Genomic DNA, 25612 nt, shown 5'->3' on the forward strand with positions numbered 1-25612 from the left:
ATCTGCCTTATTACGCCAAGCGGAATTACATTCGCGCCGCCGGCGAACCCTTTGCTTAATCTGTTTTTTATTACATATAAATCATATTGTTATAATAAATTACAACCCGGCCGCCATTGCTTTTGTTTCCAATTTTCCCTTTTTGTGGCACTTTATTGATGTAGGTTAAGCTGCATTTTAAAGGCATTTAATCCATCCCGTTTAACGATATATTTGATAGTTATGATTCATTATAAAATAGCCCCGTCCCCTCTAGACCATGAATGGCACATCCTGCTGAAATTCACACAAGATAATGATTTTCCTATAGAAATAAGCCTTCCGAATTGGGTGCCGGGCAGCTATCTGATTCGGGATTTTTCCCGCCACATCACTTCTATCCATGCATCCTGCAACGGCACGTCCATGCCGCTCGAACAAATTGCAAAAAACCGCTGGCACACTGCCGCCGTACGCGGCGAGTGGCAAATCCGCTACACCGTATATGCATTCGATTTGTCGGTTCGAGGTTCTTTCCTGACGACAGAACGCGGTTTTTTTGACGGATCGTGCCTGTTTTTGAAAGTCGAAGGAACGGAAACGCTGCCGCACCGCTTGGAATTGACAGGCATTCCACCCGAATGGCGTATTGCCACAACGCTGCCGGAAACAGGGAGGCTTGTCTTTCAGACGGCATCTTATGACGAATTGATTGACCGACCTGTCGAGATGGGCTTGATTGAATTTTTAGATTTTGAGGCGGCAGGCATTCCGCACACGATTGCCTTAAACGGCATATATCCCGATTTCGACCGCGACAGGCTGGTTTCGGACATCAAAAAAATCTGCGAAACAGAACTGGCGATGTTCTCCTCCCCTGCCCCATTTGAGAAATATTTGTTCCTGCTCCACGTCGGCGACCATATTTACGGCGGTTTGGAACACACCGACAGCACCGCACTGCTCGCCGATCGCCACAGCCTTCCGCCGTACGGTATGACCGATGCCGACGATGCCTACACCACATTGCTCGGACTTTTCTCCCACGAATATTTTCACGCGTGGAACGTCAAATCCATCAAACCTGCCGCATTCGCCCCTTATGACCTCGACAAAGAAAACTATACCGAACAACTATGGGCATTCGAAGGCATTACATCCTATTACGACGATTTGTTTTTGGCACGCAGCCGCACCATCTCGCCCGAATTTTATTTAAACCTGCTAGCACAAGGCATTACGCGCGTACAACAAACCCGCGGCCGTTTGAGGCAGACCTTGGCGGAATCGAGTTTTACCGCGTGGAACAAATTTTACAAACCGGATGAAAACAGCCCCAACGCCATCGTCAGCTACTACCAAAAAGGCGCACTTGCCGCATTGTGCCTTGATCTGATAATACGCAACCGAAGCAACGGCAGACATTCCCTTGATACGGTAATGGACAAACTCTATCGGGAGTGGAGGGACACACACTCGGGTATTCCGGAAAAACACTGGCAAATCCGTTGTCAGGAAATTACCGGCTTGGATTTGACAGATTTTTTTCAGACGGCATTGTACAGCACCGAAGATTTGCCGCTTGCCGAATGCCTGGCAACCACAGGCGTGAAACTGACCTTCCTGCCGCTTCCCCGACAACACGGCGGCGGATATGCGGAACACATTTTCCCCATCCCGCCGACGGGCGATTTCGGCGCACGCTTCAAACAAAACGCCGACCATATCGTCCTGACCCATGTCTTCAACGGCGGAAGTGCGGAATCTGCGGCACTGTGCCCGCAAGACAAAATCATTGCTTTAGACGGTTATGCCTGCACCGACTTTGCCGCACAATGGGCCCGATACCACGTCAGGGCAAAAATCAATATCCACTTCTTCCGTGCAGGCATATTGCGTCAAACCGTCTTGACGGTTCAGGCAACGGCGGCGGATACTGCCATCCTACACATCACAGATCGCAACCTGTTGGAAAACTGGTTGTTCGGTTAAACTTTCAGACGGCATTGCACACAAAATGCCGTCTGAACACCAACCGCAAAGCAAAGGAAACAAAATGGCGATTCTCAAACTTGACGAACATCTCTACATCTCCCCGCAACTGACCAAAGCCGATGCGGAACAAATCGCGCAACTTGGCATCAAAACCGTCATCTGCAACCGCCCCGACCGCGAAGAAGAATCGCAACCCGACTTCGCCCAAATCAAACAGTGGCTGGAACAAGCAGGCGTTACCGGATTCCATCACCAACCCGTTACCGCACGCGACATCCAAAAACACGATGTCGAAACCTTCCGCCAACTCATCGGACAAGCCGAATATCCCGTCCTTGCCTATTGCCGGACCGGTACGCGCTGCTCCCTCCTGTGGGGCTTCCGCCGGGCGGCAGAAGGTATGCCGGTTGACGAAATCATCCGCCGCGCCCAAGCGGCAGGTGTGAATCTGGAAAACTTCAGAGAGCGGCTGGACAACGCCCGCGTCTGATTACAAGCCGAAACGTTTAAACCACACCTTCAAGCGGCATTCCACCGCAACTTGAAAAAGAGGACGGCAAACCTTACTGCCGTCCTCTGTCCTTCTCCGTTTTTACAGTGGGTATAGCGGATTAACAAAAACCAGTACGGCGTTGCCTCGCCTTAACTCAAAGAGAACGATTCTCTAAGGTGCTGAAGCACCAAGTGAATCGGTTCCGTACTATTTGTACTGTCTACGGCTTCGTTGCCTTGTCCTGATTTTTGTTAATCCACTATAAAAATTAGAAATGCACATTTTCATTATTCTCGCGCAGGCAGGACTCCAGACTTACCCATTTCAGTAATGTTTGAAAATAAAAGAAAAATCAGATGTTTGTATTCCCGCCTGCGCAGAAATGGAGACGGTGCTCTGTCGTCTCATTTTTGTTTTAATCAACTATATATAACTGATTAAACATAAGAAATGCCGTCTGAAAGACTTTCAGGCGGCATTCGTTCAAGCGTCGAACTTTATTGCGCCTTGGTTTCGGTTACAAAACCGATTTTGGTAATTCCTGCCTGACGGGCGGCTTCTAAAGCTTTGTTTACATAATCGTATTCCACCGCCTTGTCTGCCGCAATCGCCACAATCACGTTTTCATTCTGCTCCTTGGCGGCTTTCAGACGGCTTTCCACTTCCCCGATTTCCACTTTGCTTGCAGAATCCCCGCCGACATAATAGCCGCCGTTCGCATCAATCGTCAGGCGCAGGGGGTCTTTAGGCTGTTTGTCCTGCTTGTTTGCCTGCTCGGACGCGGTCGGCAGTTCCAAAGGGATGGAATGCGTCAGCACCGGCATAGTAATCATAAACACAATCAGCAACACCAGCATCACGTCCACCAACGGCGTAACGTTGATGTCGGACATCGGAGAATCGTCGCTGGAATTCATCGAACCAAATGCCATAATCAGCTATCCTTTTGATTAAGCAGGCGGACGTGCAAATCGTGCGCCATCGCATCCAAATCCTGGGTCAGTATTTTTGTGCCGCGATTGAGGAAGTTGTATGCCAACACCGCCGGAATCGCCACGAACAAACCCGCCGCCGTCGCCACCAGTGCCTCGCCAATCGGGCCGGCAACCGCCGCAATACTCATCTGCCCGCTTTGCCCGATATTGATCAGGGCGTGGTAAATCCCCCAAACCGTGCCGAACAACCCGATAAACGGCGCGGTCGCGCCGATGGAGGCAAGCGCGGTCATCCCGTAATCAAACCGGCGCATAATCTGCGCCATACTGTTGCGGATTTGAATGACCAAATACTCGTTCAACGGCAAAGCCTGCGCCAGTTCGGACGCTTCGTTTCGGCGGTAGTTGCGGTAAGACTGCAATGCCTCTTGCGCCAGTTTGGACAAAGGCGCATCGACGGCGCGCACTTTTTCGACCGCGTCGTTCAGCGACAAAGTATCGCGCATATGCCGTTTGACGGCGGCATTCCCTTTGCGCGCCCGATACAGCTTGATGCAGCGCAAGACAACCAGACACCACGTTACGGTACTCATCAACAGCATCAACACAAACACACCGATCAGGACGGGATCGCCCGATTCAAACACTAATTTCAAATTCATAATGATTCCAACACTGAAAAAACCAATCAAACATCCAAGCTGCCGCAAACTGCCGCGACAACCGCCTAATTCAATTCAAACTTGACGGGGACTTTAAACTCCGTCCAGGCATTGGCTTGAAAATGCCCGTTTTGCGCCGCTTTGCGTGCCGCATTGTCCAAACGGGAAAAACCGCTGCTTTTCACCACTTTGACGGACTCGACATGACCGCCCGGAGAAACCAAAACGCTCAAAACAACCATACCCTGCTCGTCATTTTCCATAGAAAGTGCGGGATAGGCCGGGCGCGGGATGCTGCCGTTGGCGCGTAAAGGATTGCCTTTGCTGCTGCCGACACCGGTTCCGCCGCCGCTGCCGCCGGCTCCTTCCCCGTGTTCGCCTTTGGCACCGCCGCTTCCTTTACCGCTGCCTTCTCCGCGCCCCGTTCCGTCGCCTTTGGTACCGGTTCCCTTACCTTCCCCATTACCCTGCTCGCTGCCGGCTTTGGCAGAAGCATTACCGGAATGTTCGGCAGGTTTTTCAGACGGCTTCTCTGCCGGTTTTTCCGCCGGTTTCGGGGCAGGCTTCGCTTCCGGTTCGGGTTCGGGCTTAGGTTTTTCTTCGGGTTTCGGCTTTTCCTTAGGTTGCTGAATATCCGCATCCGCCTTTTTTGTAACCGCCGGCTTCAAAACCGGCTTGGGCGGTTCGACAGGTTTGGGCGGATCGGGCGCGGGTTGCGGTTCGGGCGCGGCAGGCGCGCCTGCGCCTTCGGGTGCGCCGCCCCCTCCGCCAAAATCGCCCAAATCGACAAATTCGATAACATTTCCTGACTCTATCACGGGCAGCTTGTGCGCCTGCCAGAGCAATGCCACTATTGCCAAATGCAGCAGTGCGACGGAAAACACGACTGCGGGGGTTAAAATTCGTTCTTTATCCATAATTCGGGCATAATAATAGCAACAATTCCTATTTGCAACCTATTTTTTATAATTTGTTGTCATGTGAACGCCTGCTCCATTCATAGGCAAACCGTGTTTAAACGCGGTATTACAGCAAATCATCAGATAACGGGCCGGCAGAAAAAATGATTCCGTCTGATTTCTTATTCCAATAAAATCAGGTTAGATGATATATTGCCGCTTCTGTCTGTCAGCCGTTTCGGGCTGCACACCACATCTGTTCAAAGGAAAACCATGTTTCAAAATTTTGACTTGGGCGTGTTTCTGCTTGCTGTCCTGCCCGTGCTGCTCGCCATTACCGTCAGGGAGGTGGCGCGCGGCTATACGGCGCGCTACTGGGGAGACAACACTGCCGAACAATACGGCAGGCTGACACTGAACCCCCTGCCCCATATCGATTTGGTCGGCACAATCATCGTACCGCTGCTTACTTTGATGTTCACGCCCTTCCTGTTCGGCTGGGCGCGTCCGATTCCTATCGATTCGCGCAACTTCCGCAACCCGCGCCTTGCATGGCGTTGCATTGCCGCGTCCGGCCCGCTGTCGAATCTGGCGATGGCTGTTCTGTGGGGCGTGGTTTTGGTGCTAACTCCGTATGCCGGCGGGGCGTATCAGATGCCGCTGGCTCAAATGGCAAACTACGGTATTCTGATCAATGCGATTTTGTTCGCGCTCAACATCATCCCCATCCTGCCTTGGGACGGCGGCATTTTCATCGACACCTTCCTGCCGGCGAAATATTCGCAAGCGTTCCGCAAAATCGAACCTTATGGGACGTGGATTATCCTGCTGCTTATGCTGACCGGGGTTTTGGGTGCGTTTATTGCACCGATTGTGCGGCTGGTGATTGCGTTTGTGCAGATGTTCGTCTGACTGGCTCTCAGACGGCATAAACGTTCCAAAAAACGCGGAAGGACATATTGCCCTGCCGCTTTTTTTTGGTTTTACAATGCCCTGTCGAAATAAAGCGGCACGCCTGATTTTTCACTCATACCGATTAAATAATCCATCGTCTTCCGAGGGAACGCGATGCCGCGCACCACGGTCAGATTCCTCAAAACGGGGAAAACCAAAATATCCTCCATACCGATTCCACCGTTGATGCCGTCTGAAGTACCGTCCATCAAATTCTCCAACTCTTGCAAATCTGCGTTTATCCGTTCAAGGTATTGGGCGGTTTTATTCAAATTGGCGGAAAAGCTGCCGATGCTTTTCTCTTTTTTGTCTGTGAAATATTTCACCGCTTCCGGCGTTACAAATTCGGGCAGCCCGATTTTGATCAAGCGTGGCTGAACCAATTTGTTGTTGTATCCGCCTACCTTGTCCAGCCACGCCTGTATCTCGGGGCGGACTTCGTCTTTCAGACGGCCTTCTCGGTCGAAATGGCACACAATGTCCAAACTCTCGCCCATAAACGAACCGTCTTCTTTTTGCAGGACGGGCACTTGTTTCGCACCGATCATACCGATCGGCGTTGCCTCGTCGTCGTTTGCCAGCACGACTTCTTCAACGTCAGCACCAAACAGCCCGGCAGCCATCCGCGCACGCACGCAAAACGGGCAATGGTCGTAAATATACAGTTTCATCAAAATATTCCTCGTCAACCTGTCGGTACCGGCTACCTTAACACCCGGCGCCGCCCGAAACAAGTTTATCTTCCCGCCTATGCACCGTAAATAAATAAGCTGTTACAATGAACTCGTTTTTATCGGAACGGAAGATCCCATCATGACCGCCATCAGCCCGATTCAAGACACGCAAAGCGCGACCCTGCAAGAATTGCGCGAATGGTTCGACAGCTACTGCGCCGCTCTGCCGGACAACGATAAAAACCTCATCGGTACCGCATGGTCGCTGGCGCAGGAACATTATCCTGCCGATGCCGCCACGCCGTATGGCGAGCCGCTGCCCGACCACTTCCTCGGCGCGGCGCAAATGGTCGACGAACTCGACCTGCTGCCCGATGCCGTCGCCGCCACCCTGCTTGCCGACATCGGACGCTACGTCCCCGATTGGAACCTATTGGTTTCCGAGCGCTGCAACAGCACCGTCGCCGAGCTGGTCAAAGGTGTGGACGAAGTGCAGAAGCTCACCCACTTCGCCCGGGTGGACAGCCTCGCCACTTCCGAAGAGCGCGCGCAGCAAGCCGAAACCATGCGGAAAATGCTGCTGGCGATGGTTACCGACATCCGCGTCGTATTAATCAAACTGGCGATGCGTACGCGCACCCTGCAATTTTTAAGCAACGCCCCCGACAGCCCCGAAAAACGCGCCGTCGCCAAAGAAACCCTCGACATCTTCGCCCCGCTCGCCAACCGCTTGGGCGTGTGGCAGCTCAAATGGCAGCTCGAAGATTTGGGCTTCCGCCATCAAGAACCCGAAAAATACCGCGAAATCGCCCTGCTTTTGGACGAAAAACGCACCGAACGCCTCGAATACATCGAAAACTTCCTCGATATCCTGCGTACGGAACTCAAAAAATACAATATCCACTTTGAAGTCGCCGGCCGTCCGAAACACATCTACTCCATTTACAAAAAAATGGTGAAGAAAAAACTCAGCTTCGACGGCCTGTTCGACATCCGCGCCGTGCGGATTCTGGTCGATACCGTCCCCGAGTGTTACACCACGCTGGGCATCGTCCACAGCCTCTGGCAGCCCATTCCCGGCGAGTTCGACGACTACATCGCCAACCCCAAAGGCAACGGTTATAAAAGTTTGCACACCGTCATCGTCGGCCCGGAAGACAAAGGTGTGGAAGTGCAAATCCGCACCTTCGATATGCACCAATTCAACGAATTCGGTGTCGCCGCCCACTGGCGTTACAAAGAAGGCGGCAAAGGCGATTCCGCCTACGAACAAAAAATCGCCTGGTTGCGCCAACTCTTGGACTGGCGCGAAAATATGGCGGAAAGCGGCAAGGAAGACCTCGCCGCCGCCTTCAAAACCGAGCTTTTCAACGACACGATTTATGTTTTGACCCCGCACGGCAAAGTCCTCTCTCTGCCAACGGGCGCAACCCCCATCGACTTCGCCTACGCCCTGCACAGCAGCATCGGCGACCGCTGCCGGGGCGCGAAAGTCGAAGGGCAGATTGTGCCGCTGTCCACCCCGCTCGAAAACGGACAGCGCGTCGAAATCATTACCGCCAAAGAAGGGCATCCTTCCGTCAACTGGCTTTACGAAGGCTGGGTCAAATCCGGCAAGGCCATCGGCAAAATCCGCGCCTACATCCGCCAGCAAAACGCCGACACCGTGCGCGAAGAAGGCCGTGTCCAACTCGACAAGCAGCTTGCCAAACTCACGCCCAAACCCAACCTGCAAGAGCTTGCCGAAAATCTCGGCTACAAAAAGCCAGAAGACCTCTACACCGCCGTCGGACAAGGCGAAATTTCCAACCGCGCCATCCAAAAAGCCTGCGGCACGCTGAACGAACCGCCGCCCGTGCCCGTCAGCGCAACCACCATCGTCAAACAGTCCAAAATCAAAAAAGGTGGCAAAACCGGCGTGCTCATCGACGGCGAAGACGGCTTGATGACCACGCTTGCCAAATGCTGCAAACCCGCGCCGCCCGACGATATTGCCGGCTTCGTTACCCGCGAGCGCGGCATTTCCGTCCACCGCAAAACCTGCCCCTCTTTCCGACACCTTGCCGAACACGCGCCCGAAAAAGTACTGGACGCAAGTTGGGCGGCGTTGCAGGAAGGGCAAGTGTTCGCCGTCGATATCGAAATCCGCGCCCAAGACCGCTCCGGGCTTTTGCGCGACGTATCCGACGCGCTCGCCCGCCACAAACTCAACGTTACCGCCGTACAAACCCAGTCCCGCGACTTGGAAGCCAGCATGAGGTTCACGCTCGAAGTCAAACAAGTCAACGACCTCCCGCGCGTCCTCGCCGGCCTCGGCGATGTCAAAGGCGTATTGAGCGTTACCCGGCTTTAAATACAAAAATGCCGTCTGAAAGCCGGATAACGCTTCAGACGGCATTTTGATTGCCGGGTTTTGCTATTTTTTGTTGTAATAATCAAATCGCACGTTGACTATGTCTTTCTCGGTAAAAATATAACGGAGCATCGTTGTGAATCTTTCATAACGTTCATGAATTCCCACACTATCAGGCAACCAAGGGGAAGATTTAATTGTAAAAAGTTTCCAATTTGGAACCATTAAAAACTCAATAATGGTACCGATTCCAATCACGATATCCCTTGGTATATCCATCGGATAAGGATATTTTCTCCTAACCTCGATTAAATCATTCTCCAGCTTCCAATATTCTTCATCATCCCACACCCCGTCATCATACCATTTACCAATAAATGAATTTTCGTCATACTCTTCAAAACAAGGGATGTTTCTTCTAAAATCCTTGAACTCGCACATAATAATTAATCTCCAATACGATTTAGGTTTTTATCAAATGTACCGTTTCTTGTTTCTTTTCTGTAATGTTATTCATCGTAGTAAGGTTCTGTCGAATAATTGTCTTTGCCCCCGGCAATGATAGTAACAATTTTCCCTTTTGCTTCCCATGCTTGTACTCCTATTTCATCAAACTCATAGACATATGTCGGATAAGATTCATTTGATAAATAATATTTATCAACACCGTATGATTTAGGGTGATGGAAAAGCTGTTTAAAATCTTCAAAATTCAGACCTATTATATTAACGCCCATAAAATATAGCTCCTGATAACAAAATATCGAAATAATTTTGTTTTTTTTGACGGAAATGAGTAAATTTGAGTCGGGAGATTCATAATATTCTGTTCCAAACTCATCAGGAGGTTCATACATAAAAGTTTCCAGTATGTTTTTGTACTGTGTTATATCAGCACCAAAACGGAATATTCCTACAGAAGTAAAAGGTAAAAATTCGGGAGTTTTAACGACCGCGTCGACCATGCTCTTCTCCTTTTGTTTTTCGATTGGCATTTTTGGCAATATTTTTGATTTTTTGCTTAATCTTTAAGCGTTCATTTTTGGACATTCCGGGAATAATTTTATTTGTTAATTCAGCAATTTTTGATTCCGCTGATATTTGACTTCGACCGCCGTCTCCATGTTTTTCATTCTTGGAGCTTCCTGTTCTTTTAGGCGGACAAGAATTATGAACCCAAACCCCTTCCGTTTCCGCCTGATTACCCTTGACGAAGTAAGTATGCCAGTCGGCAACGGTCAGATTGTAGGCTTTGAGCGGTTTTGGTTTGACAACGGTTTTGCGGACGGTTTGGGTTCTGCCGCTTTCGGATAACAGTCTGCTTCCCGCTTTTAAATCTTCCGCCTTAATCCATTTGCCGCCCGAATAAAACGAGTGGATGCGGTTGGAAATCAGGGTTTGGCTGTTGCCGATGCCGTCTGAAACTTCAATGTAAACGGTTTCCCGATACGGATTGCCGTATCGGGCGGTAACAGGTTTGCATCCCGTTACCCCGCTTGCCTCGTCCTTGGAGAGGACGCTCTCGCCGGCTCGGATACGGGCAATGGCTTTGTAGCCGTCTGCCGTTTTGACCAAGGTGCTGCCGTGGAAGGAGCAGGTGTAGGATTTTTGAAGAACTTAGTTTTCAATATCCTGTTTCAAATGAAGGAAATGCCGTCTGAAAATTAAACACGGTTTCAGAAGACCTTGTGATTGTTGGGTTTTTAAACCGACCTAATATTTATTAATCTGATGTACTTTCAATTCCAAATTCCTTATTAATAAAAGAGATTTCTTGGGATTCTTTTTCCGTAAGCTGGATATTGAAATCTTCAATATAATCACATAGCGTTTCAAAAGCTAGCAAACGTTCTGAAAAAGTAATGTACTCTAGTGTGGCATCAATTAGATTAGCGTCAATTCTATCTTCAAGAGATTTTCCTAAATTCTTTATTCGTTCGTCTAATGTTTCCATCTTTTAAATACTCATTATTTCATAAGGTTATATTTGAGATTAGTAAGCGTGTAGGTTGGGTCGAGACCCAACATTCTATGTTAATTGAAGAAAAGGTCGTTTGAAAAACTAAACACGGTTTCAGACGACCTTTGATTGTTGGTTTTTTTAACCTAACCTACGCTTGCTAATCAAAATTCCATTTTTCCGATATAGTATTTCTCCAAGCGTAACCACCAAGAGGTAAATTACTTAAGAGATTGACTGAGGAATCAATAGTGACAATTTCTTTTAAACTAACTATCACAGCATCTCCTTCATGAATTTCATTGCCATCTAAGAATTGCCACATTCCATCATCAGCATCATGCCATACTTCTAAGATTCCGTTTTTTTTAGACAAAATTCTTCTGGTGGTAATAACAGCAGTATTTTGAGGATCTTCAAATTTCCATTGCATATTGATACCTATTTATTTGATTTCTTAATATTTTCTCTTCTGGATAAAACCTGTGCATTTTTATAACTATTTGAACCTCCTTTACTTTTTGCTTGCACATGGTCAATCTGCCATTCATTTGATGGGGGGGGGTGATACCTTTTTGGCTCTTTTTAGGACGAACCAAAACTTCTCCAGATTGGTCAGACTTCACTACCCCTCCGTTTCTATTCATGTTTTCTTGGATGATTGCTTTCTTTTGAGCTGGTGTAAATTTTTTTCCTTCGCCAACAGATTTATTATCCGATAAATTTCCATACGGACAATCATTATGAACCCAAACCCCTTCCGTTTCCGCCTGACTGCCCTTGACGAAGTAGGTATGCCAGTCGGCAACGGTCAGATTGTAGGCTTTGAGCGGTTTTGGTTTGACAACGGTTTTGCGGACGGTTTGGGTTCTGCCGCTTTCGGATAACAGTCTGCTTCCCGCTTTTAAATCTTCCGCCTTAATCCATTTGCCGCCCGAATAAAACGGGTGGATGCGGTTGGAAATCAGGGTTTGGCTGTTGCCGATGCCGTCTGAAACTTCAATGTAAACGGTTTCCCGATACGGATTGCCGTATCGGGCGGTAACAGGTTTGCATCCCGTTACCCCGCTTGCCTCGTCCTTGGAGAGGACGCTCTCGCCGGCTCGGATACGGGCAATGGCTTTGTAGCCGTCTGCCGTTTTGACCAAGGTGCTGCCGTGGAAAGAGCAGGTGTAGGATTTTTGAAGAACTTAGTTCCCAATATCCTGTTTAAAATAAGGGGAAGGTCGCCTGAAAATTAAACACGGTTTCAGACGGCATTTTGATTGCCGGGTTTTGCTATTTTTTGTTGTAATAATCAAATTGCACGTTGACTATGTCTTTCTCGGTAAAAATATAACGGAGCATTGTTTTAAGCCTTTCATAACGTTCGTTAATTCCCACGCTATCAGGTAACCAAGGGGAAGCTTTAATTTCAAAAAGTTTCCAATTTGGAACCATTAAAAACTCAATAATGGTACCGATTCCAATCACGATATCCCTTGGTATATCCATCGGATAAGGATATTTTCTCCTAACCTCGATTAAATCATTCTCCAACTTCCAATATTCTTCATCATCCCACACCCCGTCATCATACCATTTGCCAATAAATGAATTTTCGTCATACCCCTCAAAATAAGGAACGTTTCTTATAATATCCTTGAACTCACACATAATAATGTATCTCCAATATAATTAAACTTTTCATCTCAATCTACCTTTACTATGTTGTATTGGAAAGTAAAAAAATTTCCAGTCCTCTGCATCTAGATCAGTAAAAATATAACGGAGCATTACTCTGAACCTTTCATAACGCTCATTAATTTTGACACTTTTAGGCAACCAAGGAGAAGCTTTAATTTCAAAAAGTTTCCAATTTTGAACCATTAAAAAATCAATAATGGTACCGATTCCAATCACGATGTCCCTTGGTATATCCATCGGATAAGGATATTTTTTTCTAACCTCGATTAAAGCATTCTCCAATTTCCAATATTCTTCATCATCCCACACTCCGTCATCATACCATTTGCCAATAAATGAATTTTCGTCATACTCTTCAAAACAAGGGATGTTTCTTCTAAAATCCTTGAACTCGCACATAATAATTAATCTCCAATACGATTTAGGTTTTTATCAAATGTACCGTTTCTTGTTTCTTTTCTGTTCAGATTTTTGGGTGAAGATGCTTCTTTCCAAGCCCCTCCATTATGTGAATCTACATCGCGTGATATATAACTCTTTCCTTTTTTAAAAATAGCAGCATCATTTCTCGTTCTTTCTTTTATTTTTCTATATCCCAATTTCTTTGCTGCTGCATATGCTTCTGAATCATTCCCATATACGGGGGTAGATGGTGTTTTTCTTGGCGGACACGCATTATGAACCCAAACCCCTTCCGTTTCCGCCTGACTACCCTTGACGAAATAAGTATGCCAGTCGGCGACGGTCAGATTGTAGGCTTTGAGCGGTTCCGGTTTGACGGTAACGCTTTGAACGGTCTGCTCTGCACCGTTTTCAGCAAACAGCCTGCTTCCCGCTTTCAAATCTTCCGCTTTAATCCATTTGCCGTCCGAATAAAACGGATGGATGCGGTTGGAAATCAGGGTTTGGCTGTTACCGATGCCGTCTGAAAGCCGGAATGTACTTTCAGACGCATCGGATTTCCGGGTTTAATCCGCGCTTACGGACGCTTTTTAAATATAAAGAAGGAAATATCGTCTAACGCATCTTCGGCAAAACCTTGAAAATCCGGATTACCTTGTTTTGAGCGCAATAAAGCAATCACTTTATCGCAATCGCCGATATTTTCATGCATCCTGGCGAGATGTCCGAAACAGGTTAATGACAATCTGGCAATATCCAAGTCTTTATGCTTCGACAACTCCGTCAATTTCTCGGAAATCCAAGGGATTTCATCCTCCTCCGAGCTGAAGGTCATACCGAGCATACCATCAATAACACAATCTTTATTTTCAGAATAAATCATCTTTTCTACTTGTTCCTTATCAGCCATCATTTTTTGATTTTTCCTTTTGAATTAACCAATCCTGCTTTCTTTAAAGCATTTTGTTGATCAGTATGTAAATTTTTCCAGTTCCTTACATGCCCATGATACTCAGCAGAACCGTCATTAAAAATTCTAGTTTGGTTTAATACAACGATTTCATTATTGGTTTTATCAACTCCAACTCTTTGAGAAGATGTCGATTTAACTTGAACAGAGTTATCAAGGACAGCTTGCCCATTTGTTGGCGCTCTACTTTTCACAGAATTATCATTTTTACCATGATAAGGAGCATCTTTATATCGTTGGTTGCCTTTTCCATACGGACACTCATTATGAACCCAAACCCCTTCCGTTTCCGCCCGATTGCCCTTGACGAAGTAAGTATGCCAGTCGGCAACGGTCAGATTGTAGGCTTTGAGCGGTTTTGGTTTGACAACGGTGTTGCGGACGGTTTGGGTTCTGCCGCTTTCGGATAACAGTCTGCTTCCCGCCTTTAAATCTTCCGCTTTAATCCATTTGCCGTCCGAATAAAACGGATGGATGCGGTTGGAAATCAGGGTTTGGCTGTTACCGATGCCGTCTGAAACTTTAATGTAAACGGTTTCCCGATACGGATTACCGTATCGGGCGGTAACGGGTTTGTATCCCGTCTCCCCGCTTGCCTCGTCCTTGGAAAGGACGCGGTCTCCGGCTTGAATATGGGCAATGGCTTTGTAGCCGTCTGCCGTTTTGACCAAGGTGCTGCCGTGGAAGGAGCAGGTGTAGGATTTTTGAAGAGCTTAGTTCTCAATATTCTGTTTCAAATGAAGGAAAGACCGTCTGAAAAACAAGCTTAATTTCAGACGACCTTTAATCAAATTTAAGAAAGCCCTTACCAAACAAACGGTTTCCTATTCATATCCGAAAGGTTGCCAACTTCATTATCCAACAAGAACTGCTCAAAAGCATTCCAACCCTTTTTTTCCACCAATTCGGCTTCCTGTTTATACAAGGGGACAAGCAAAGGGAAAACAATATTGTAGTGTTCGCCATAACAGACTTGGAAATCATCGTCGAAATAAAATGGGGCGGAAACATACAGTGCATCCATTTTTGTTGAATTAACAATGCTTCTAGGCAAATAAACAACCTGCCCCCGAAGAAGGATTTTTTTATTCTCAATGATGGTTTCTGCTAACCATCTTAAAAATGGGAAAATCTGATTTTCATCATATTTTAAAGAACATACAAAAAGTATTTCAAATCTGCTTTTATAATTCAGATCATGTTTGCTTAACCCTAAAGTAATATAAGTTTTTAAATCCCTGTTAGGGGAAGAGGGAATAGCTGCGATATTTAATTTGTACTGATTTCCCGAATCGCTTTTCGAGCCATGAGAAATAGTGCCTATATATTTTTCAATATGATTAATCATATTTTTCTTAGCTTCCCATCACTGTATCGAATAATCATAAACCGGATTGAGACAAAACGCCTTGTTCCCATTGGTAGAAAGTCCGTCTGAAAAGTAAAAGCGTTTCAAACGGACTACGTTTGCCGACTATCCGACCCACTTTATTATCCAATGAGATTCTTGCAGGTATTCTTTTAATATTTCTAAGTTTTCGACCCAGTCATCGTAACTGTCAAATGATGAGAATTTGTCATTTGAAGATAACAGTATCAGAAATCCACCGGTATTTTCCTGGTCATCAATAATTTTTATGAATTTTTCTTCAGGATTGACCCCATTCAGGATAACCCCCAAAGTATTGAATTTTATTTCCATAGACATCCCCTAATCTTTAATGGGAATATGGTTTTTTCAACCCAACCTACACTTTTTGTTAGTTCCCATACGAACCAAAACCTTCATAATTACAATCATTTTTTTGTGCAATACCAAATAACGTAGTTTCAATAGCTAAAATGTTTTCAAGGGAAGGGACGATATTGACGGAACAATAGCAAGTCCACATTTCTCCGAATTCATCTTGTTCAATACTGATTTGAAAATCTTGCCGATAAGAAATGAGTTGGCTTTCTATTGATTGCAGATTCTTTTGAGAACCATCTATAAAAAACTCTATTATCATAGGTTTTGTCAAATCAAACCCTAGTTCTTGATATTGTTTCAGTACATCTGAAGTAGATTTTTCGTCAATTATCATTTAATAGCAACTCATCAAACCATACGTCTTCATAACCGTTTTCCCCAATTAAAAAACGGTAACCGGGCGGAAGTGTCAAAAAGGGGATGATTTCGGGTCGCCATATTTGCAAATGGAACGTATGCAAGGGCAGGAAAAAATTTTTATCATAGGAGAAGTTTTCACCGGCCCAGATATACCAACCGTTAGTATCACCTTTGGGACGGTGCCTTAACCCGTTAATCGGATACAGGCCTGTCTGTTTGACATTTTCAGCAACACCGATTTTTGAAACATCGGAAACAGGATATATTTCTGTATTATATTTTTTACAAATTATTATTTGTTCATTTTTTATTCCCATTACTCAGTTTCTTTTTCTGTTCTTTTGAATATTGGCTTAATCTCCCTCCCTGTTTTGCAGAACAAGTCGGACATTGCGCTTGTACCGATTCAATTACCTGGCTTCATCTTGCTTCATCTTTGGCAAGGATACGGGCAATAATTTTTCATCCGTCTGCCGTTTTGACTAAAGCACCGACGTATAAGGGACGGAGATAGGATTTTTGAAGAACTCAGTTCCCAGTATCCTGTTCCATTCATCAGAATACCGTCTGAAAGTCCAAACTTGTTTCAGACGGCATTTTGATTGCCGAATTTTTATCCTGCCTGCCAGACAGTACTCGCACGATTTATATCTAAATAATCAATACCCGCTTCATCAAATTTCGTTTCCAATTCTTCTACCGAATGAGTATTCAAGAAAAGTCTTTCTGTCTGGGTAATTGGCAATAACCAGAAAAATCGGACATTATCCATATATTCCAACTCTTGCCCATAAGGATAAGGCAGAGAAATCAGAAAATGCCGGAAGGATGATTGCTCGACCCACGGTCTACCGATATTGACGGTTTTCCCTAATTGAAATTGATCAGGATAATGCATACTTGCAGATGCCAGCATTGCCAAGGTCTCAATATGTTCAGGTGTTTCAAACGGGCTGATGATAAAAAACTCCTGCCCTAAAAATTGACCTATCCCAGAGCTGACATAAACCCAAGGCTCATCTTCATGATTAGGAATCACTTGGAAAACTTGGAAATCGGGAAGTTCTTCAACAATTCTTCCTAAAGTCCAAGTAAATCCTTTAATATCATGATGTTTCCAAAATTTTTGCAAGTGAGATAAAACAGTTTGGTTATAGTCCATGCTTTTTAGCCTGTTCTCTCGAATATCTTGACATCATCGCACCCTCTTTCCTTTGACATGTTAAACATTGAGTTCCTTTTATGCTTTCCCTGGCATGTTTCGCTCGATCAGCATTGCTCATAGAGTGACCACCATGTTCATAGTAATGTTTTACTAATGGGGGTTCATGTTGCGGACTTGGTGCGGTTTTCGTACCAAATATCTGAATTCTACCACAAGTTGGACAAGGTTTACCTTCTCCTGCCTGTCTTGCTGCCTGAGCCCTTGCTCCATCTGTTTGAGAACCTCCATAATGCGTTTGACGATTATAACGTTCTGTCGGTTTTAGTTTGGTTGGACAATCATTATGAACCCAAACCCCTTCCGTTTCCGCCTTATCGCCTTTGACAAAGTAGGTATGCCAATCGGCAACGGTCAGATTGTAGGCTTTGAGCGGTTTTGGTTTGACAACGGTGTTGCGGACGGTTTGGGTTTTGCCGCTTTCGGATAACAGCCGGCTTCCCGCTTTCAAATCTTCCGCTTTAATCCATTTCCCATCCGAATAAAACGGATGGATGCGGTTGGAAATCAGGGTTTGGCTGTTGCCGATGCCGTCTGAAACTTTAATGTAAACGGTTTCTTGATACGGATTACCGTATTGGGCGGTAACGGGTTTGTATCCTGTTTTCCCGCTTGCCTCGTCCTTGGAAAGGACGCGGTCTCCGGCTTGAATATGGGCAATGGCTTTGTAGCCGTCTGCCGTTTTGACCAAGGTGCTGCCGTGGAAGGAGCAGGTGTAGGATTTAGAAAAATCCCCACTAACCGCAGCCTTCCCCGGTTTTGCCGCCTTTGTCAGGTTTTTGACTTTGGCAAACGGCAGGACGTTGACCAGGGCTTCGACGGTTTCGGCGGCATTGGGGTTTTCCTGTATCCACCGGTCAACGGCTTCGCGCGTATTCTTTTCAAAGCCCGCCACGCTGCCCAAGCCGCCGATGACGGCGAATTTACCCTCGGCGGGCAAGGGGGCGATGTTGCGCATCGCGGCTTTGTCTATGGCATAACCCGTTCCGTACAGTATGTCGCCTATGCCCAAGGCTTCGCCCGCGCTGATAAAGGGGTTGAGCGCGCCGGCGGCGACGCCGTTGATAAACTCCATGCTGTTGCCCCGGCGGTCGAGCTTGGCATTGTGCTCGAACATTTTTCTGTTGGCTTCATCGGCGCGGTCGGAGAAATTGCTGCCGAGGTTGCTGTAGTTGTCGGATATGCGTTGCCGGATGCTGCGGGTGTCGGTCGGATTGAGTTTGATACTGCGGGCTGTGCCGTTGACGTGATAGGTGTATTCGTCTCGTGCGCCCGTAGGTTTGGGGTAATTGCCGCCCTTCGGGCCGTCGTAGGCATCGGCGGGATGATGTTCGTGTCCTTCCCAGTTGAGCCGGTACACGGTAAAGCCGTCGTCAACGTTGCCTTTTTCTTCGCTTGCGCTGTCGGCGGCGTGGTTGTCGAAGGGGGCGTGTTCTTCGTGTCCGTGTCCGGAAAAGCGGGTGTGGTAGCCGATTGTGCCGTTGATGTTTGCCTGTTGGATAAGCAGGTTGCCCATCTGGTGGGTATAGTCTTGGATGACGTTGATTTTGCCGGTGCGGTCGGAAACGCTGCCGCGCGGGTCGCCGAAGAGGTGGTATTTGCCGCCGGGTTCGTAGTGCTGCCGTTGGGTGTTATCGGTAATGAACGGGTCTTGCGCCAAGTCCGCCGCGAGGGCGGGCTGTATGAGTGCGGCCGCCGCTACGGCACAGGCGGCAAGGAGGTTTGTCAGTCTTCGCAGCGGTTTCACGGTTTATCCTCCTTTGCGGCGGCGGATGACTTCGTTGCCGACATCGGGGTTTTTACCGTTGTTTTGTTTGAAGTCGGGACGGTTTTGGGCGGTTGTGTCGCCGTAGGGGGTGATGTCGGAGAAATCGACCATCAGGCGGTCTGAGGCTTTGACGGTTTTGCCGACGCTGTAAGGTCCCATCCAGAGGGCGTATTGTTCTTGGTATTGGGATTCGTAGGCGGCGGTTTTAGGGGCAATCAGCAGTTTCCGGCTGTCGCGGTCGACGGCGAAATATTCGAGCTTGGTTTGGGCTTTAAGGGTTTCGGCGTTGTAGAGGTGCAGTTCGGTACGGCTGCGGACGGTGCCGAATACGTCGACGGTTACGAATACGTCGGTGTCGGCGTATTCGGGCGGTACGACTTCGATGCCGCGCAGGTAGAAGACGGTTTGGATGAGGTTGGTCAGGAAGGAAACGTCGCGGGGGTTGGCGAGCAGGGTTTCGTTGCGGTAGTCGCCCGTGCCGTTGACGGACAGTCCGGCGGAGCGTTCGCCTTTGCGTCCGTTGTTTTTCGTCAGGGCGGCGGCGGGGGCGTTCAAAAGCGATGTGGAAGTGGTTACGCCGGAGAGCGCGTCGGATTTGGTGGTGGCGGTAGTGTCATAGGCGGGGTAGCTGTATCGGGTGGCGCTGTCGGGGTTGTTGTGGTAGCCGCCGCGTATCAGTGCGTCGATGGAGTAGCGTCCGCCGCTTATGTTGCCCGAACCTTGGTCGCCCATAACGGAGACGTAAAGGGCGGCTTTGCGTCCTTTCAGGGCGGACAAGTCCATTTCTTTGACGGCGGCGCGGGACGATGCGGCGACGAGTTCCTGTTCGACGGCAAAGCGTTTGCCGCCGCCGTGGGCGGGTATGCCGGTCAGTGTGCCGCAGGCGGTGAGTACGAGGGGGATGAGGAGGAGCAGGGTTTTCATGGCAGGGTTTGTTTTGTTTTGAACGGGTTTGAGTGTAAATGGATTTTAAGGGTTTGTAAACAAAAGGGGTGGAAATGCCGTCTGAACGGCAGGGCGGGCTTTCAGACGGCATTGTTTTTGTGGCTGTACTAGATTATCCCTAAATTCCACACCGATCCCGCAGGATTTTTAGCTGCCGGGACGGTGTGCCGAAGTTAAGTCGAAATTCGCATTCCCTCAACAACGGCGGGAAAGGTTTACGATCGATTCCGTTGTATTTCCGCAAGGCGCGTTTTGCCTGATTCCAAAAGTTCCCAATGCCGTTAATGTGGTTCCGACGGTCTGCAAATTCCTTGGAACGGTTGATGCGGCAACGGGTAAAACCGCCCGCGTCCGACTTGCCGCGGCTGCCCGGGCTATCGGCATAAACAATACCGTCCGGCATGATTTTCTTTTTGACGGCAGGGGGCAACGTTTCAGGCTCGGCATTGTCCGCGGCAACGGTATAGGTCCGCCCGTTGCGTTTCGGAATGCCGAAGACAACCGCTTTTCCTGCCGCGCCGCGACCGCGTCTGCCTTTACGCCGTCCGCCGAAACAGCTTGCGCCCGGCCCGGCGGGGCCCTCGAAAACCTCATCGGCAGCCAAGGCCAAACGATGGTTGGCAACCGTGCGGATTTTACGGTAAAACAGTGCCGCCGAATCGGGATGGATACCCAAAATATCGGCGGCAGAACGGGCGGTAACTTCCGGTACAAAAGAACGGAGCGGTTCTTTTTGTACTTCTTTCTTTAATTTGCAGTGTGTTATCTTCATATTTCGAGGGTAACATATCTGCTAATCTGGTACAGACCCTTGTCTTATCGTTTGAATGCTGCACCGATGTTTAACGATAATCCTGTTGTTTACGGAAAAATCAAATTGCAGAGTTGGAAAGCGCGGCGGGATTTCAATATTGTAAAGCAGGATTTGGATTTTTCCTGCGGGGCGGCTTCGGTGGCGACGCTTTTGAACAATTTTTACGGGCAAACGCTGACGGAAGAAGAAGTGTTGGAAAAACTGGGTAAGGAACAGATGCGCGCGTCGTTTGAGGATATGCGGCGCATTATGCCCGATTTGGGTTTTGAGGCGAAGGGCTATGCCCTGTCTTTCGAGCAGCTCGCGCAGTTGAAAATCCCCGTCATCGTGTATCTGAAATACCGCAAAGACGACCATTTTTCGGTATTGCGCGGAGTGGATGGCAATACGGTTTTGCTTGCCGACCCGTCGCCGGGTCATGTTTCGATGAGCAGGGCGCAGTTTTTGGAGGCTTGGCAAACCCGTGAGGGAAATTTGGCAGGCAAAATTTTGGCGGTCGTGCCGAAAGGGAGGGATGCCGGTGGGGATAAGGCGTTTTTCACACGCAGTCCGAAACGTCAGACGGAGTTTGCGGTCGGACAGGTAAAATGGTGGCGTGCTTATTGAAATTTCGACAAAGGTCGTCTGAAAACCGAAAATATGGTTTTCAGACGACCTTTGTTGTATTTGGTAACTATATGTTCCCGTTGTATAATTACGGATTTGCAATTCAATAATAAATACACAGGAACCGCCATGACAGAATCCATCACCCGCGACAGTATGCAATACGATGTCGTGATTGTCGGCGCAGGCCCGTCGGGGTTGTCCGCCGCCATCAAACTCAAGCAGCTTGCCGAACAGAACGGGCGCGAAATCAGCGTTTGCGTGGCGGAGAAGGGTTCGGAGGCGGGGGCGCATTCGCTGGCGGGCGCGGTTATCGATCCGATTGCGCTGAATGAGCTGATTCCCGACTGGAAAGAAAAAGGCGCGCCGCTGACGCGCACGGTAACTCAGGACAAGGTGTTGTTCCTGACGGAGAAAAAAGCGTTCAATCTGCCTATTACCCCGAATTTCGACAATCACGGCAACTACATCGTCAGCTTAGGCGAAGTCGTGCGCTGGTTGGCGGAGCAGGCGGAAAATATGGGCGTGGAAATCTATCCGGGCTTTGCCGCCGCCGAAGTGCTGTATCACGAAGACGGCTCGGTCAAAGGTATTGCGACCGGCAATATGGGTGTAGGCAAAGACGGCGGGCCGACCGACAGTTTCCAGCCCGGCATGGAGCTTTGGGCGCGGCAAACCCTGTTTGCCGAAGGTTGCCGAGGTTCGCTTTCCAAGCAAATCATCGAACGTTTCCAACTCGACCAAAACAGCCAGCCGCAAACTTACGGCTTGGGCATCAAAGAAGTTTGGGAAGTGCCGTCTGAACAGCATCAGCCCGGTTTGGTGGTGCATAGCGCAGGCTGGCCGCTGGACAGCAAAACCTACGGCGGTGCGTTTATTTACCATTTCGACGACAACAAAGTCGCCGTCGGCTTCGTGGTCGGTTTGGACTATCAAAACCCGTATCTGTCGCCGTTTGAAGAGTTCCAACGTTTCAAAACCCATCCCGAAATCCGCAAAACCTTTGAAGGCGGCCGCCGCATTGCTTACGGCGCGCGTTCGCTGATTGAAGGCGGTTTGCAAAGCCTGCCGAAGCTCTCGTTCAAGGGGGGCGTTTTAATCGGCGATGCGGCGGGGTTCCTCAATATGCCGCGCATCAAAGGCATTCATACCGCGATGAAATCCGCCATGCTCGCCGCCGAAGCCGTGTTCCCCTTGTTGGAAAACTTTGAAGAAGTGGAAAGCTTCGACAGCGGCAAAGAAGCGGGAAACTATCAAAAACTGTTTGAACAAAGCTGGCTGTATCAAGAGCTTTATGCCGCGCGCAATGTCCGTCCGTCATTCAAATGGGGCGTTTACCTCGGCTCGCTTTATACCGGCATCGACCAGATGATTTTCAGAGGCAAAGCCCCGTGGACCTTGAAACATCACGGCAAAGACAACGAGCAGCTCAAAAAAGCCGCCGTGTGCAAGCCGATTGATTATCCGAAACCCGACGGTGTGTTGACCTTTGACCGCTTGAGCAGCGTCTTCCTTGCCAATCTCGCGCACGAAGAAAACCAGCCCGACCATTTGGTGCTGAACAATCCGCAAACGATGATAGACGTGAACTATAAAGAATACGCCTCTCCCGAAACGCGCTATTGTCCGGCCGGCGTATATGAAATCATCGAAGAAAACGGCAGTCCGCGCCTGCAAATCAACGCGGCAAACTGCGTGCACTGCAAAACCTGCGACATCAAAGACCCGACGCAAAACATCACTTGGATTTGCCCCGAAGGCGCAAGCGGACCGAATTACGGCGGGATGTAAACCTCATTCCGCCGTTACGCCCGGTCAGGAATAAGGAATGGGGCAGTTGTTCGAACCTGCCCCGTTTGAACCTATGACAAAAAATGCCGTCTGAACCTTGGCTTCAACGTTCAGACGGCATTTCTGTTTGGATTTACTTGAAAATGTAAGCATCGGGCATATCGTCAAAACCGACGACCTTGCCGCCTTTATCCTTTGCAAATTTTTCAGCCTGCTCCTTGTTGCCGAACGGCAGCGCGTCTTCCGCGCCCATACCGCCGATAAAGCCGCTGTCGATGACGTAAAAGGCTTTTTTCGCATCTATCCACTCCGTGTCGGCATTAGGATTCGTCCAATCGGTAACATTGCCCATATCGGTAACGTAAATCACGCGGATGCCTTTGGGCTCTTCGGGCAGCTTGGTATAGCCGAACATCTGCTTGACGGTGGAGAACCAAACGGGCTGATCGGGTTTGCCGTTCAAAAAAATCTGGGCTTTGGGGCCGTTGTGTTCGGTCAGGTTCATACTGCAATAGTGTCCGACCGAACGGTCGCTAATCTGCCGGGGTAAAGGCGGCGGTGCCTCTTCCGCCTGCCGGCAGGCACTTAAGGCGAAAACGGCAACAATTGCCAACAGGGTTTTCTTCATATTCGTCGCTTTCTAAAAATTCCGGCTGCCAAAACAAGCGGAATGATAACCCATAAAACCTGCGCGGTCAGCAAAACGGGGACGGTCAGGCCGATTTGTCCGCTCAAACCCGCCATACCCGCATACATAGCCGTATTTTCGTAACCGGTCAGGTTGAGCAGGCGGTAAATGTCGGTGGGATTGAACAGCAGCACCGTTTCAACGACGGGCGCGGTGATGACCTGTTTCGAGTCGGCAACCAGAATACCCAAAAGCGCCATATCGAAGATGACGACGAAAAACAACCATACGCCGATGGAAATACCGGCCGCCGTCCCCCGCTCTTTGACCTTTGCACTAATCAAGTAGCCCATAGACAGAAATGCCGCACCTAAAATCACGCTGGCGGCAATCAACAGCGCAAAGGGTTTCCAAACGGCGATGTCGAAACCGCCGTTGGCAAGTTGCAGCGTAATGCCTGCCAATCCGTAACCTGCCGTGGTGGCAAGGGCGAGGATGATGAGGTGTCCGACAAACTTGCCGGCAAGGATTTGGTTGCGCCAAATGGGATAACTCAACAGCAACGCCATCGTACCGCGTTCGATTTCGCCGATCAGTGCGTCATAAGAAAGCAGCATCGCAATCAGCGGAATCAGGAAAATAGACAGGCTCGACAGGCTGACGACGGTAACGGTCAGCGGATCGACCTTGACCGAACCGGTGGGCGAGCTGCCGAGGAAACCCAAAGAAAGGGCGAGTGCGGCAAGCAGGAGGACGGCGGCAAGCACCCAGCGGTTACGCAGGCTGTCGCGGGCTTCTTTGCCGGTAATAATCCAAACGGGGTTCATACGTCCTCCCTTTTCAAGAACCGTGCGTACATTTCGTCAAGCGTCGGCGTGTGGATGTCGAAATAGGCAAGGTCGGACAGGCTGCCCAATTCGCCCAACAGTTCCATACGTTCTTCGGCCTGACATTGCGCCCGGTAGGAAATGCCGTCTGAAAGCGGCTGCCAGCGGCTGCTGAGGGTGCGCGGCGCATTGAGGCGGATATTGACGGTCAGCGGCAGCCCGCTTTGGACGTGCAATTCGTCCATACTGCCGTCGGCAACCTTAACGCCGTTTTTCATCACGACAATGCGGTCGGCGTGTCCGTCCAACTCGGCAAGGGCGTGGGTACTGAGCAATACGGTCGCGCCGCGCCCGTTGAGTTCGCGCACGACTTCGTAAAACATTTGTCGTGATGCAGGGTCGGGGCCGGTTGTCGGTTCGTCAAACAGCAGGACTTTGGGCTCGCCCAGCAGGGCTTGTGCCAAGGCAAGGCGTTGGCGCATCCCTTTAGAATAAGTGCCGACGCGGCGGTGTGCGGTCTGGGAAATGCCGACGCGCTCAAGCAGCCCCCGGTTCTGCGTGAGCGGCTGTTTTTTAAGTTTGGCATAAAAATCCAGCGTTTCGATGCCGGTCAGCGAAGGGTGCAGCGCAACGGTTTCGGGCAGGTAGCCGATTTGGCTGCGAAGCCGCGCCCCCGCTTTGCTGCCGGTACGTTCGCCCAAAAGCATCACTTCGCCTTCGGTCGGGGTAATCAGCCCGAGTATCAGCTTCATGATGGTGGACTTGCCCGCGCCGTTGTGTCCGGCAAGCCCGACGCTTTCTCCTGCCTTCAAAACCAAATCGACTTGGCTGACGGCTTTTTGCGCCCCGAACCGTTTGGTTACCTTCCTCAATTCGACATGATGTGTGGTCATGGTTGTTCCTTTTGTGTTTTCAGACGGCATTTGAATCCGGGTGCCG

At 49.1% G+C, this 25612-nt stretch carries 30 protein-coding genes and 2 pseudogenes; 6 read left to right on the top strand and 26 right to left on the bottom strand.

Annotated features, from left to right (window positions below):
• The first annotated feature begins 222 nt into the window (after positions 1 to 222).
• Both HT085_RS06715 and HT085_RS06720 read left to right on the top strand, forming a co-directional pair.
• Positions 223 to 1971: a M61 family metallopeptidase gene (locus HT085_RS06715; protein WP_010951253.1), complete on the top strand. Its 1749-nt coding sequence runs from the start codon at positions 223 to 225 to the stop codon at positions 1969 to 1971.
• A 64-nt stretch (positions 1972 to 2035) separates the two neighbouring features.
• Complete coding sequence (locus HT085_RS06720) at positions 2036 to 2464, top strand: TIGR01244 family sulfur transferase (protein WP_002220419.1); 429 nt, start codon at positions 2036 to 2038, stop codon at positions 2462 to 2464.
• Positions 2465 to 2964: 500 nt separating this feature from the next.
• On the opposite strand, the gene HT085_RS06730 is transcribed toward HT085_RS06720, so the two are convergent.
• From HT085_RS06730 to HT085_RS06740, 3 genes are all read right to left on the bottom strand, one after another.
• Positions 2965 to 3399, bottom strand: a complete 435-nt coding sequence (locus tag HT085_RS06730; protein WP_003693740.1) for an ExbD/TolR family protein — start codon at positions 3397 to 3399, stop codon at positions 2965 to 2967.
• 2 nt (positions 3400 to 3401) lie between these two features.
• Positions 3402 to 4064 carry a TonB-system energizer ExbB gene (gene exbB, locus HT085_RS06735; RefSeq protein WP_003695658.1) on the bottom strand — a complete coding sequence of 221 codons (663 nt, stop codon included), beginning with the start codon at positions 4062 to 4064 and terminating at the stop codon, positions 3402 to 3404.
• A gap of 65 nt (positions 4065 to 4129) precedes the next feature.
• The gene (locus HT085_RS06740) at positions 4130 to 4981 is read right to left on the bottom strand and encodes an energy transducer TonB (RefSeq protein ID WP_003693736.1); all 852 of its coding nucleotides are present in this window, start codon (positions 4979 to 4981) and stop codon (positions 4130 to 4132) included.
• Between the two features lie 255 nt (positions 4982 to 5236).
• On the opposite strand from HT085_RS06740, the gene HT085_RS06745 reads away from it, so the two are divergent.
• Entirely contained in the window at positions 5237 to 5875 is a 639-nt protein-coding gene (locus tag HT085_RS06745; RefSeq protein ID WP_003693735.1) for a site-2 protease family protein, read from the top strand.
• A gap of 71 nt (positions 5876 to 5946) precedes the next feature.
• Here the strand turns inward: HT085_RS06745 and HT085_RS06750 are convergent, their stop codons facing one another.
• The gene (locus HT085_RS06750) at positions 5947 to 6588 is read right to left on the bottom strand and encodes a GrxB family glutaredoxin (RefSeq protein ID WP_010358860.1); all 642 of its coding nucleotides are present in this window, start codon (positions 6586 to 6588) and stop codon (positions 5947 to 5949) included.
• Between the two features lie 142 nt (positions 6589 to 6730).
• On the opposite strand from HT085_RS06750, the gene HT085_RS06755 reads away from it, so the two are divergent.
• A complete protein-coding gene (locus tag HT085_RS06755; protein WP_003698774.1) occupies positions 6731 to 8944 on the top strand; it encodes a RelA/SpoT family protein in 2214 nt (737 codons plus the stop codon).
• Between the two features lie 63 nt (positions 8945 to 9007).
• Here the strand turns inward: HT085_RS06755 and HT085_RS06760 are convergent, their stop codons facing one another.
• From HT085_RS06760 to HT085_RS06855, 19 genes and pseudogenes are all read right to left on the bottom strand, one after another.
• The gene (locus HT085_RS06760) at positions 9008 to 9385 is read right to left on the bottom strand and encodes an immunity 41 family protein (RefSeq protein WP_003693730.1); all 378 of its coding nucleotides are present in this window, start codon (positions 9383 to 9385) and stop codon (positions 9008 to 9010) included.
• Positions 9386 to 9453: 68 nt separating this feature from the next.
• On the bottom strand, positions 9454 to 9909 hold the full coding sequence (locus HT085_RS06770) for a hypothetical protein (RefSeq protein WP_010360642.1): 456 nt from the start codon (positions 9907 to 9909) through the stop codon (positions 9454 to 9456).
• On the bottom strand, positions 9890 to 10519 hold the full coding sequence (locus HT085_RS06775) for an HINT domain-containing protein (RefSeq protein WP_012503800.1): 630 nt from the start codon (positions 10517 to 10519) through the stop codon (positions 9890 to 9892). The genes HT085_RS06770 and HT085_RS06775 overlap by 20 nt, the downstream gene beginning before the upstream one ends.
• A 148-nt stretch (positions 10520 to 10667) precedes the next feature.
• The gene (locus tag HT085_RS06780; protein WP_002259831.1) at positions 10668 to 10898 is read right to left on the bottom strand and encodes a MafI family immunity protein; all 231 of its coding nucleotides are present in this window, start codon (positions 10896 to 10898) and stop codon (positions 10668 to 10670) included.
• A gap of 166 nt (positions 10899 to 11064) precedes the next feature.
• Entirely contained in the window at positions 11065 to 11337 is a 273-nt protein-coding gene (locus tag HT085_RS06785; RefSeq protein ID WP_002231818.1) for a hypothetical protein, read from the bottom strand.
• A gap of 298 nt (positions 11338 to 11635) precedes the next feature.
• Positions 11636 to 12085, bottom strand: a pseudogene (gene mafB, locus HT085_RS11835) (polymorphic toxin MafB class 1); the annotation flags it as partial.
• 97 nt (positions 12086 to 12182) lie between these two features.
• On the bottom strand, positions 12183 to 12560 hold the full coding sequence (locus HT085_RS06795) for an immunity 41 family protein (protein WP_003689514.1): 378 nt from the start codon (positions 12558 to 12560) through the stop codon (positions 12183 to 12185).
• Between the two features lie 30 nt (positions 12561 to 12590).
• Positions 12591 to 12989 carry an immunity 41 family protein gene (locus HT085_RS06800; protein WP_003691611.1) on the bottom strand — a complete coding sequence of 133 codons (399 nt, stop codon included), beginning with the start codon at positions 12987 to 12989 and terminating at the stop codon, positions 12591 to 12593.
• Positions 12990 to 12994: 5 nt separating this feature from the next.
• Positions 12995 to 13525, bottom strand: a pseudogene (locus tag HT085_RS12190) (polymorphic toxin-type HINT domain-containing protein); the annotation flags it as partial.
• Between the two features lie 44 nt (positions 13526 to 13569).
• Positions 13570 to 13905: a hypothetical protein gene (locus HT085_RS06810; RefSeq protein WP_002218743.1), complete on the bottom strand. Its 336-nt coding sequence runs from the start codon at positions 13903 to 13905 to the stop codon at positions 13570 to 13572.
• Positions 13902 to 14633, bottom strand: coding sequence for a polymorphic toxin-type HINT domain-containing protein (locus tag HT085_RS06815; RefSeq protein WP_003700253.1), 732 nt, complete (start codon positions 14631 to 14633; stop codon positions 13902 to 13904). The genes HT085_RS06810 and HT085_RS06815 overlap by 4 nt, the downstream gene beginning before the upstream one ends.
• Positions 14634 to 14767: 134 nt before the next feature.
• Positions 14768 to 15310, bottom strand: coding sequence for a suppressor of fused domain protein (locus HT085_RS06820; protein ID WP_003697374.1), 543 nt, complete (start codon positions 15308 to 15310; stop codon positions 14768 to 14770).
• A gap of 126 nt (positions 15311 to 15436) precedes the next feature.
• Positions 15437 to 15664, bottom strand: a complete 228-nt coding sequence (locus HT085_RS06825) for a hypothetical protein (RefSeq protein ID WP_002236686.1) — start codon at positions 15662 to 15664, stop codon at positions 15437 to 15439.
• A 58-nt stretch (positions 15665 to 15722) separates the two neighbouring features.
• Entirely contained in the window at positions 15723 to 16046 is a 324-nt protein-coding gene (locus HT085_RS06830) for a ribonuclease E inhibitor RraB (protein ID WP_004465421.1), read from the bottom strand.
• On the bottom strand, positions 16036 to 16389 hold the full coding sequence (locus tag HT085_RS06835; RefSeq protein ID WP_002216461.1) for an immunity protein Imm33 domain-containing protein: 354 nt from the start codon (positions 16387 to 16389) through the stop codon (positions 16036 to 16038). Before HT085_RS06835 ends, HT085_RS06830 begins: the two co-directional genes overlap by 11 nt.
• A gap of 296 nt (positions 16390 to 16685) precedes the next feature.
• Positions 16686 to 17234 carry a suppressor of fused domain protein gene (locus HT085_RS06840; protein WP_002227008.1) on the bottom strand — a complete coding sequence of 183 codons (549 nt, stop codon included), beginning with the start codon at positions 17232 to 17234 and terminating at the stop codon, positions 16686 to 16688.
• A complete protein-coding gene (gene mafB / locus HT085_RS06845) occupies positions 17224 to 19041 on the bottom strand; it encodes a polymorphic toxin MafB class 1 (protein WP_014580299.1) in 1818 nt (605 codons plus the stop codon). Before mafB (HT085_RS06845) ends, HT085_RS06840 begins: the two co-directional genes overlap by 11 nt.
• Before the next feature lie 3 nt (positions 19042 to 19044).
• The gene (gene mafA, locus HT085_RS06850) at positions 19045 to 19986 is read right to left on the bottom strand and encodes an adhesin MafA (protein WP_003691615.1); all 942 of its coding nucleotides are present in this window, start codon (positions 19984 to 19986) and stop codon (positions 19045 to 19047) included.
• A gap of 139 nt (positions 19987 to 20125) precedes the next feature.
• Positions 20126 to 20779: an IS1595-like element IS1016 family transposase gene (locus HT085_RS06855; RefSeq protein WP_048596768.1), complete on the bottom strand. Its 654-nt coding sequence runs from the start codon at positions 20777 to 20779 to the stop codon at positions 20126 to 20128.
• Positions 20780 to 20845: 66 nt separating this feature from the next.
• Here HT085_RS06855 and HT085_RS06860 point away from each other — a divergent pair, with 66 nt between their 5' ends.
• Both HT085_RS06860 and HT085_RS06865 read left to right on the top strand, forming a co-directional pair.
• The gene (locus tag HT085_RS06860) at positions 20846 to 21427 is read left to right on the top strand and encodes a C39 family peptidase (RefSeq protein WP_080282422.1); all 582 of its coding nucleotides are present in this window, start codon (positions 20846 to 20848) and stop codon (positions 21425 to 21427) included.
• Between the two features lie 129 nt (positions 21428 to 21556).
• Entirely contained in the window at positions 21557 to 23218 is a 1662-nt protein-coding gene (locus HT085_RS06865; RefSeq protein ID WP_003689235.1) for an electron transfer flavoprotein-ubiquinone oxidoreductase, read from the top strand.
• Positions 23219 to 23351: 133 nt separating this feature from the next.
• On the opposite strand, the gene HT085_RS06870 is transcribed toward HT085_RS06865, so the two are convergent.
• Genes HT085_RS06870 through HT085_RS06880 form a run of 3 tightly spaced genes read right to left on the bottom strand, consistent with a single transcriptional unit; the run spans position 23352 to position 25566 of the window.
• Positions 23352 to 23846: a nitrous oxide reductase accessory protein NosL gene (locus HT085_RS06870; protein WP_003689238.1), complete on the bottom strand. Its 495-nt coding sequence runs from the start codon at positions 23844 to 23846 to the stop codon at positions 23352 to 23354.
• Complete coding sequence (locus tag HT085_RS06875) at positions 23843 to 24673, bottom strand: ABC transporter permease (RefSeq protein ID WP_003689240.1); 831 nt, start codon at positions 24671 to 24673, stop codon at positions 23843 to 23845. The genes HT085_RS06870 and HT085_RS06875 overlap by 4 nt, the downstream gene beginning before the upstream one ends.
• Positions 24670 to 25566: an ABC transporter ATP-binding protein gene (locus HT085_RS06880; RefSeq protein ID WP_003689241.1), complete on the bottom strand. Its 897-nt coding sequence runs from the start codon at positions 25564 to 25566 to the stop codon at positions 24670 to 24672. Before HT085_RS06880 ends, HT085_RS06875 begins: the two co-directional genes overlap by 4 nt.
• Positions 25567 to 25612: the final 46 nt, after the last annotated feature.

Origin of the sequence: Neisseria gonorrhoeae (genome assembly GCF_013030075.1) — a bacterium.
In the GTDB taxonomy this organism is placed as follows: domain Bacteria; phylum Pseudomonadota; class Gammaproteobacteria; order Burkholderiales; family Neisseriaceae; genus Neisseria; species Neisseria gonorrhoeae.

Coding starts and splice junctions, on each gene's coding strand:
- HT085_RS06715 (WP_010951253.1), top strand. CDS start 223: ATGATTCATTATAAAATAGCCCCGTCCCCTCTAGACCATGAATGGCAC.
- HT085_RS06720 (WP_002220419.1), top strand. CDS start 2,036: ATGGCGATTCTCAAACTTGACGAACATCTCTACATCTCCCCGCAACTG.
- HT085_RS06730 (WP_003693740.1), bottom strand. CDS start 3,399: ATGGCATTTGGTTCGATGAATTCCAGCGACGATTCTCCGATGTCCGAC.
- exbB (WP_003695658.1), bottom strand. CDS start 4,064: ATGAATTTGAAATTAGTGTTTGAATCGGGCGATCCCGTCCTGATCGGT.
- HT085_RS06740 (WP_003693736.1), bottom strand. CDS start 4,981: ATGGATAAAGAACGAATTTTAACCCCCGCAGTCGTGTTTTCCGTCGCA.
- HT085_RS06745 (WP_003693735.1), top strand. CDS start 5,237: ATGTTTCAAAATTTTGACTTGGGCGTGTTTCTGCTTGCTGTCCTGCCC.
- HT085_RS06750 (WP_010358860.1), bottom strand. CDS start 6,588: ATGAAACTGTATATTTACGACCATTGCCCGTTTTGCGTGCGTGCGCGG.
- HT085_RS06755 (WP_003698774.1), top strand. CDS start 6,731: ATGACCGCCATCAGCCCGATTCAAGACACGCAAAGCGCGACCCTGCAA.
- HT085_RS06760 (WP_003693730.1), bottom strand. CDS start 9,385: ATGTGCGAGTTCAAGGATTTTAGAAGAAACATCCCTTGTTTTGAAGAG.
- HT085_RS06770 (WP_010360642.1), bottom strand. CDS start 9,909: ATGGTCGACGCGGTCGTTAAAACTCCCGAATTTTTACCTTTTACTTCT.
- HT085_RS06780 (WP_002259831.1), bottom strand. CDS start 10,898: ATGGAAACATTAGACGAACGAATAAAGAATTTAGGAAAATCTCTTGAA.
- HT085_RS06785 (WP_002231818.1), bottom strand. CDS start 11,337: ATGCAATGGAAATTTGAAGATCCTCAAAATACTGCTGTTATTACCACC.
- HT085_RS06795 (WP_003689514.1), bottom strand. CDS start 12,560: ATGTGTGAGTTCAAGGATATTATAAGAAACGTTCCTTATTTTGAGGGG.
- HT085_RS06800 (WP_003691611.1), bottom strand. CDS start 12,989: ATGTGCGAGTTCAAGGATTTTAGAAGAAACATCCCTTGTTTTGAAGAG.
- HT085_RS06810 (WP_002218743.1), bottom strand. CDS start 13,905: ATGATGGCTGATAAGGAACAAGTAGAAAAGATGATTTATTCTGAAAAT.
- HT085_RS06820 (WP_003697374.1), bottom strand. CDS start 15,310: ATGATTAATCATATTGAAAAATATATAGGCACTATTTCTCATGGCTCG.
- HT085_RS06825 (WP_002236686.1), bottom strand. CDS start 15,664: ATGGAAATAAAATTCAATACTTTGGGGGTTATCCTGAATGGGGTCAAT.
- HT085_RS06830 (WP_004465421.1), bottom strand. CDS start 16,046: ATGATAATTGACGAAAAATCTACTTCAGATGTACTGAAACAATATCAA.
- HT085_RS06835 (WP_002216461.1), bottom strand. CDS start 16,389: ATGGGAATAAAAAATGAACAAATAATAATTTGTAAAAAATATAATACA.
- HT085_RS06840 (WP_002227008.1), bottom strand. CDS start 17,234: ATGGACTATAACCAAACTGTTTTATCTCACTTGCAAAAATTTTGGAAA.
- mafA (WP_003691615.1), bottom strand. CDS start 19,986: ATGAAAACCCTGCTCCTCCTCATCCCCCTCGTACTCACCGCCTGCGGC.
- HT085_RS06855 (WP_048596768.1), bottom strand. CDS start 20,779: ATGAAGATAACACACTGCAAATTAAAGAAAGAAGTACAAAAAGAACCG.
- HT085_RS06860 (WP_080282422.1), top strand. CDS start 20,846: ATGTTTAACGATAATCCTGTTGTTTACGGAAAAATCAAATTGCAGAGT.
- HT085_RS06865 (WP_003689235.1), top strand. CDS start 21,557: ATGACAGAATCCATCACCCGCGACAGTATGCAATACGATGTCGTGATT.
- HT085_RS06870 (WP_003689238.1), bottom strand. CDS start 23,846: ATGAAGAAAACCCTGTTGGCAATTGTTGCCGTTTTCGCCTTAAGTGCC.
- HT085_RS06875 (WP_003689240.1), bottom strand. CDS start 24,673: ATGAACCCCGTTTGGATTATTACCGGCAAAGAAGCCCGCGACAGCCTG.
- HT085_RS06880 (WP_003689241.1), bottom strand. CDS start 25,566: ATGACCACACATCATGTCGAATTGAGGAAGGTAACCAAACGGTTCGGG.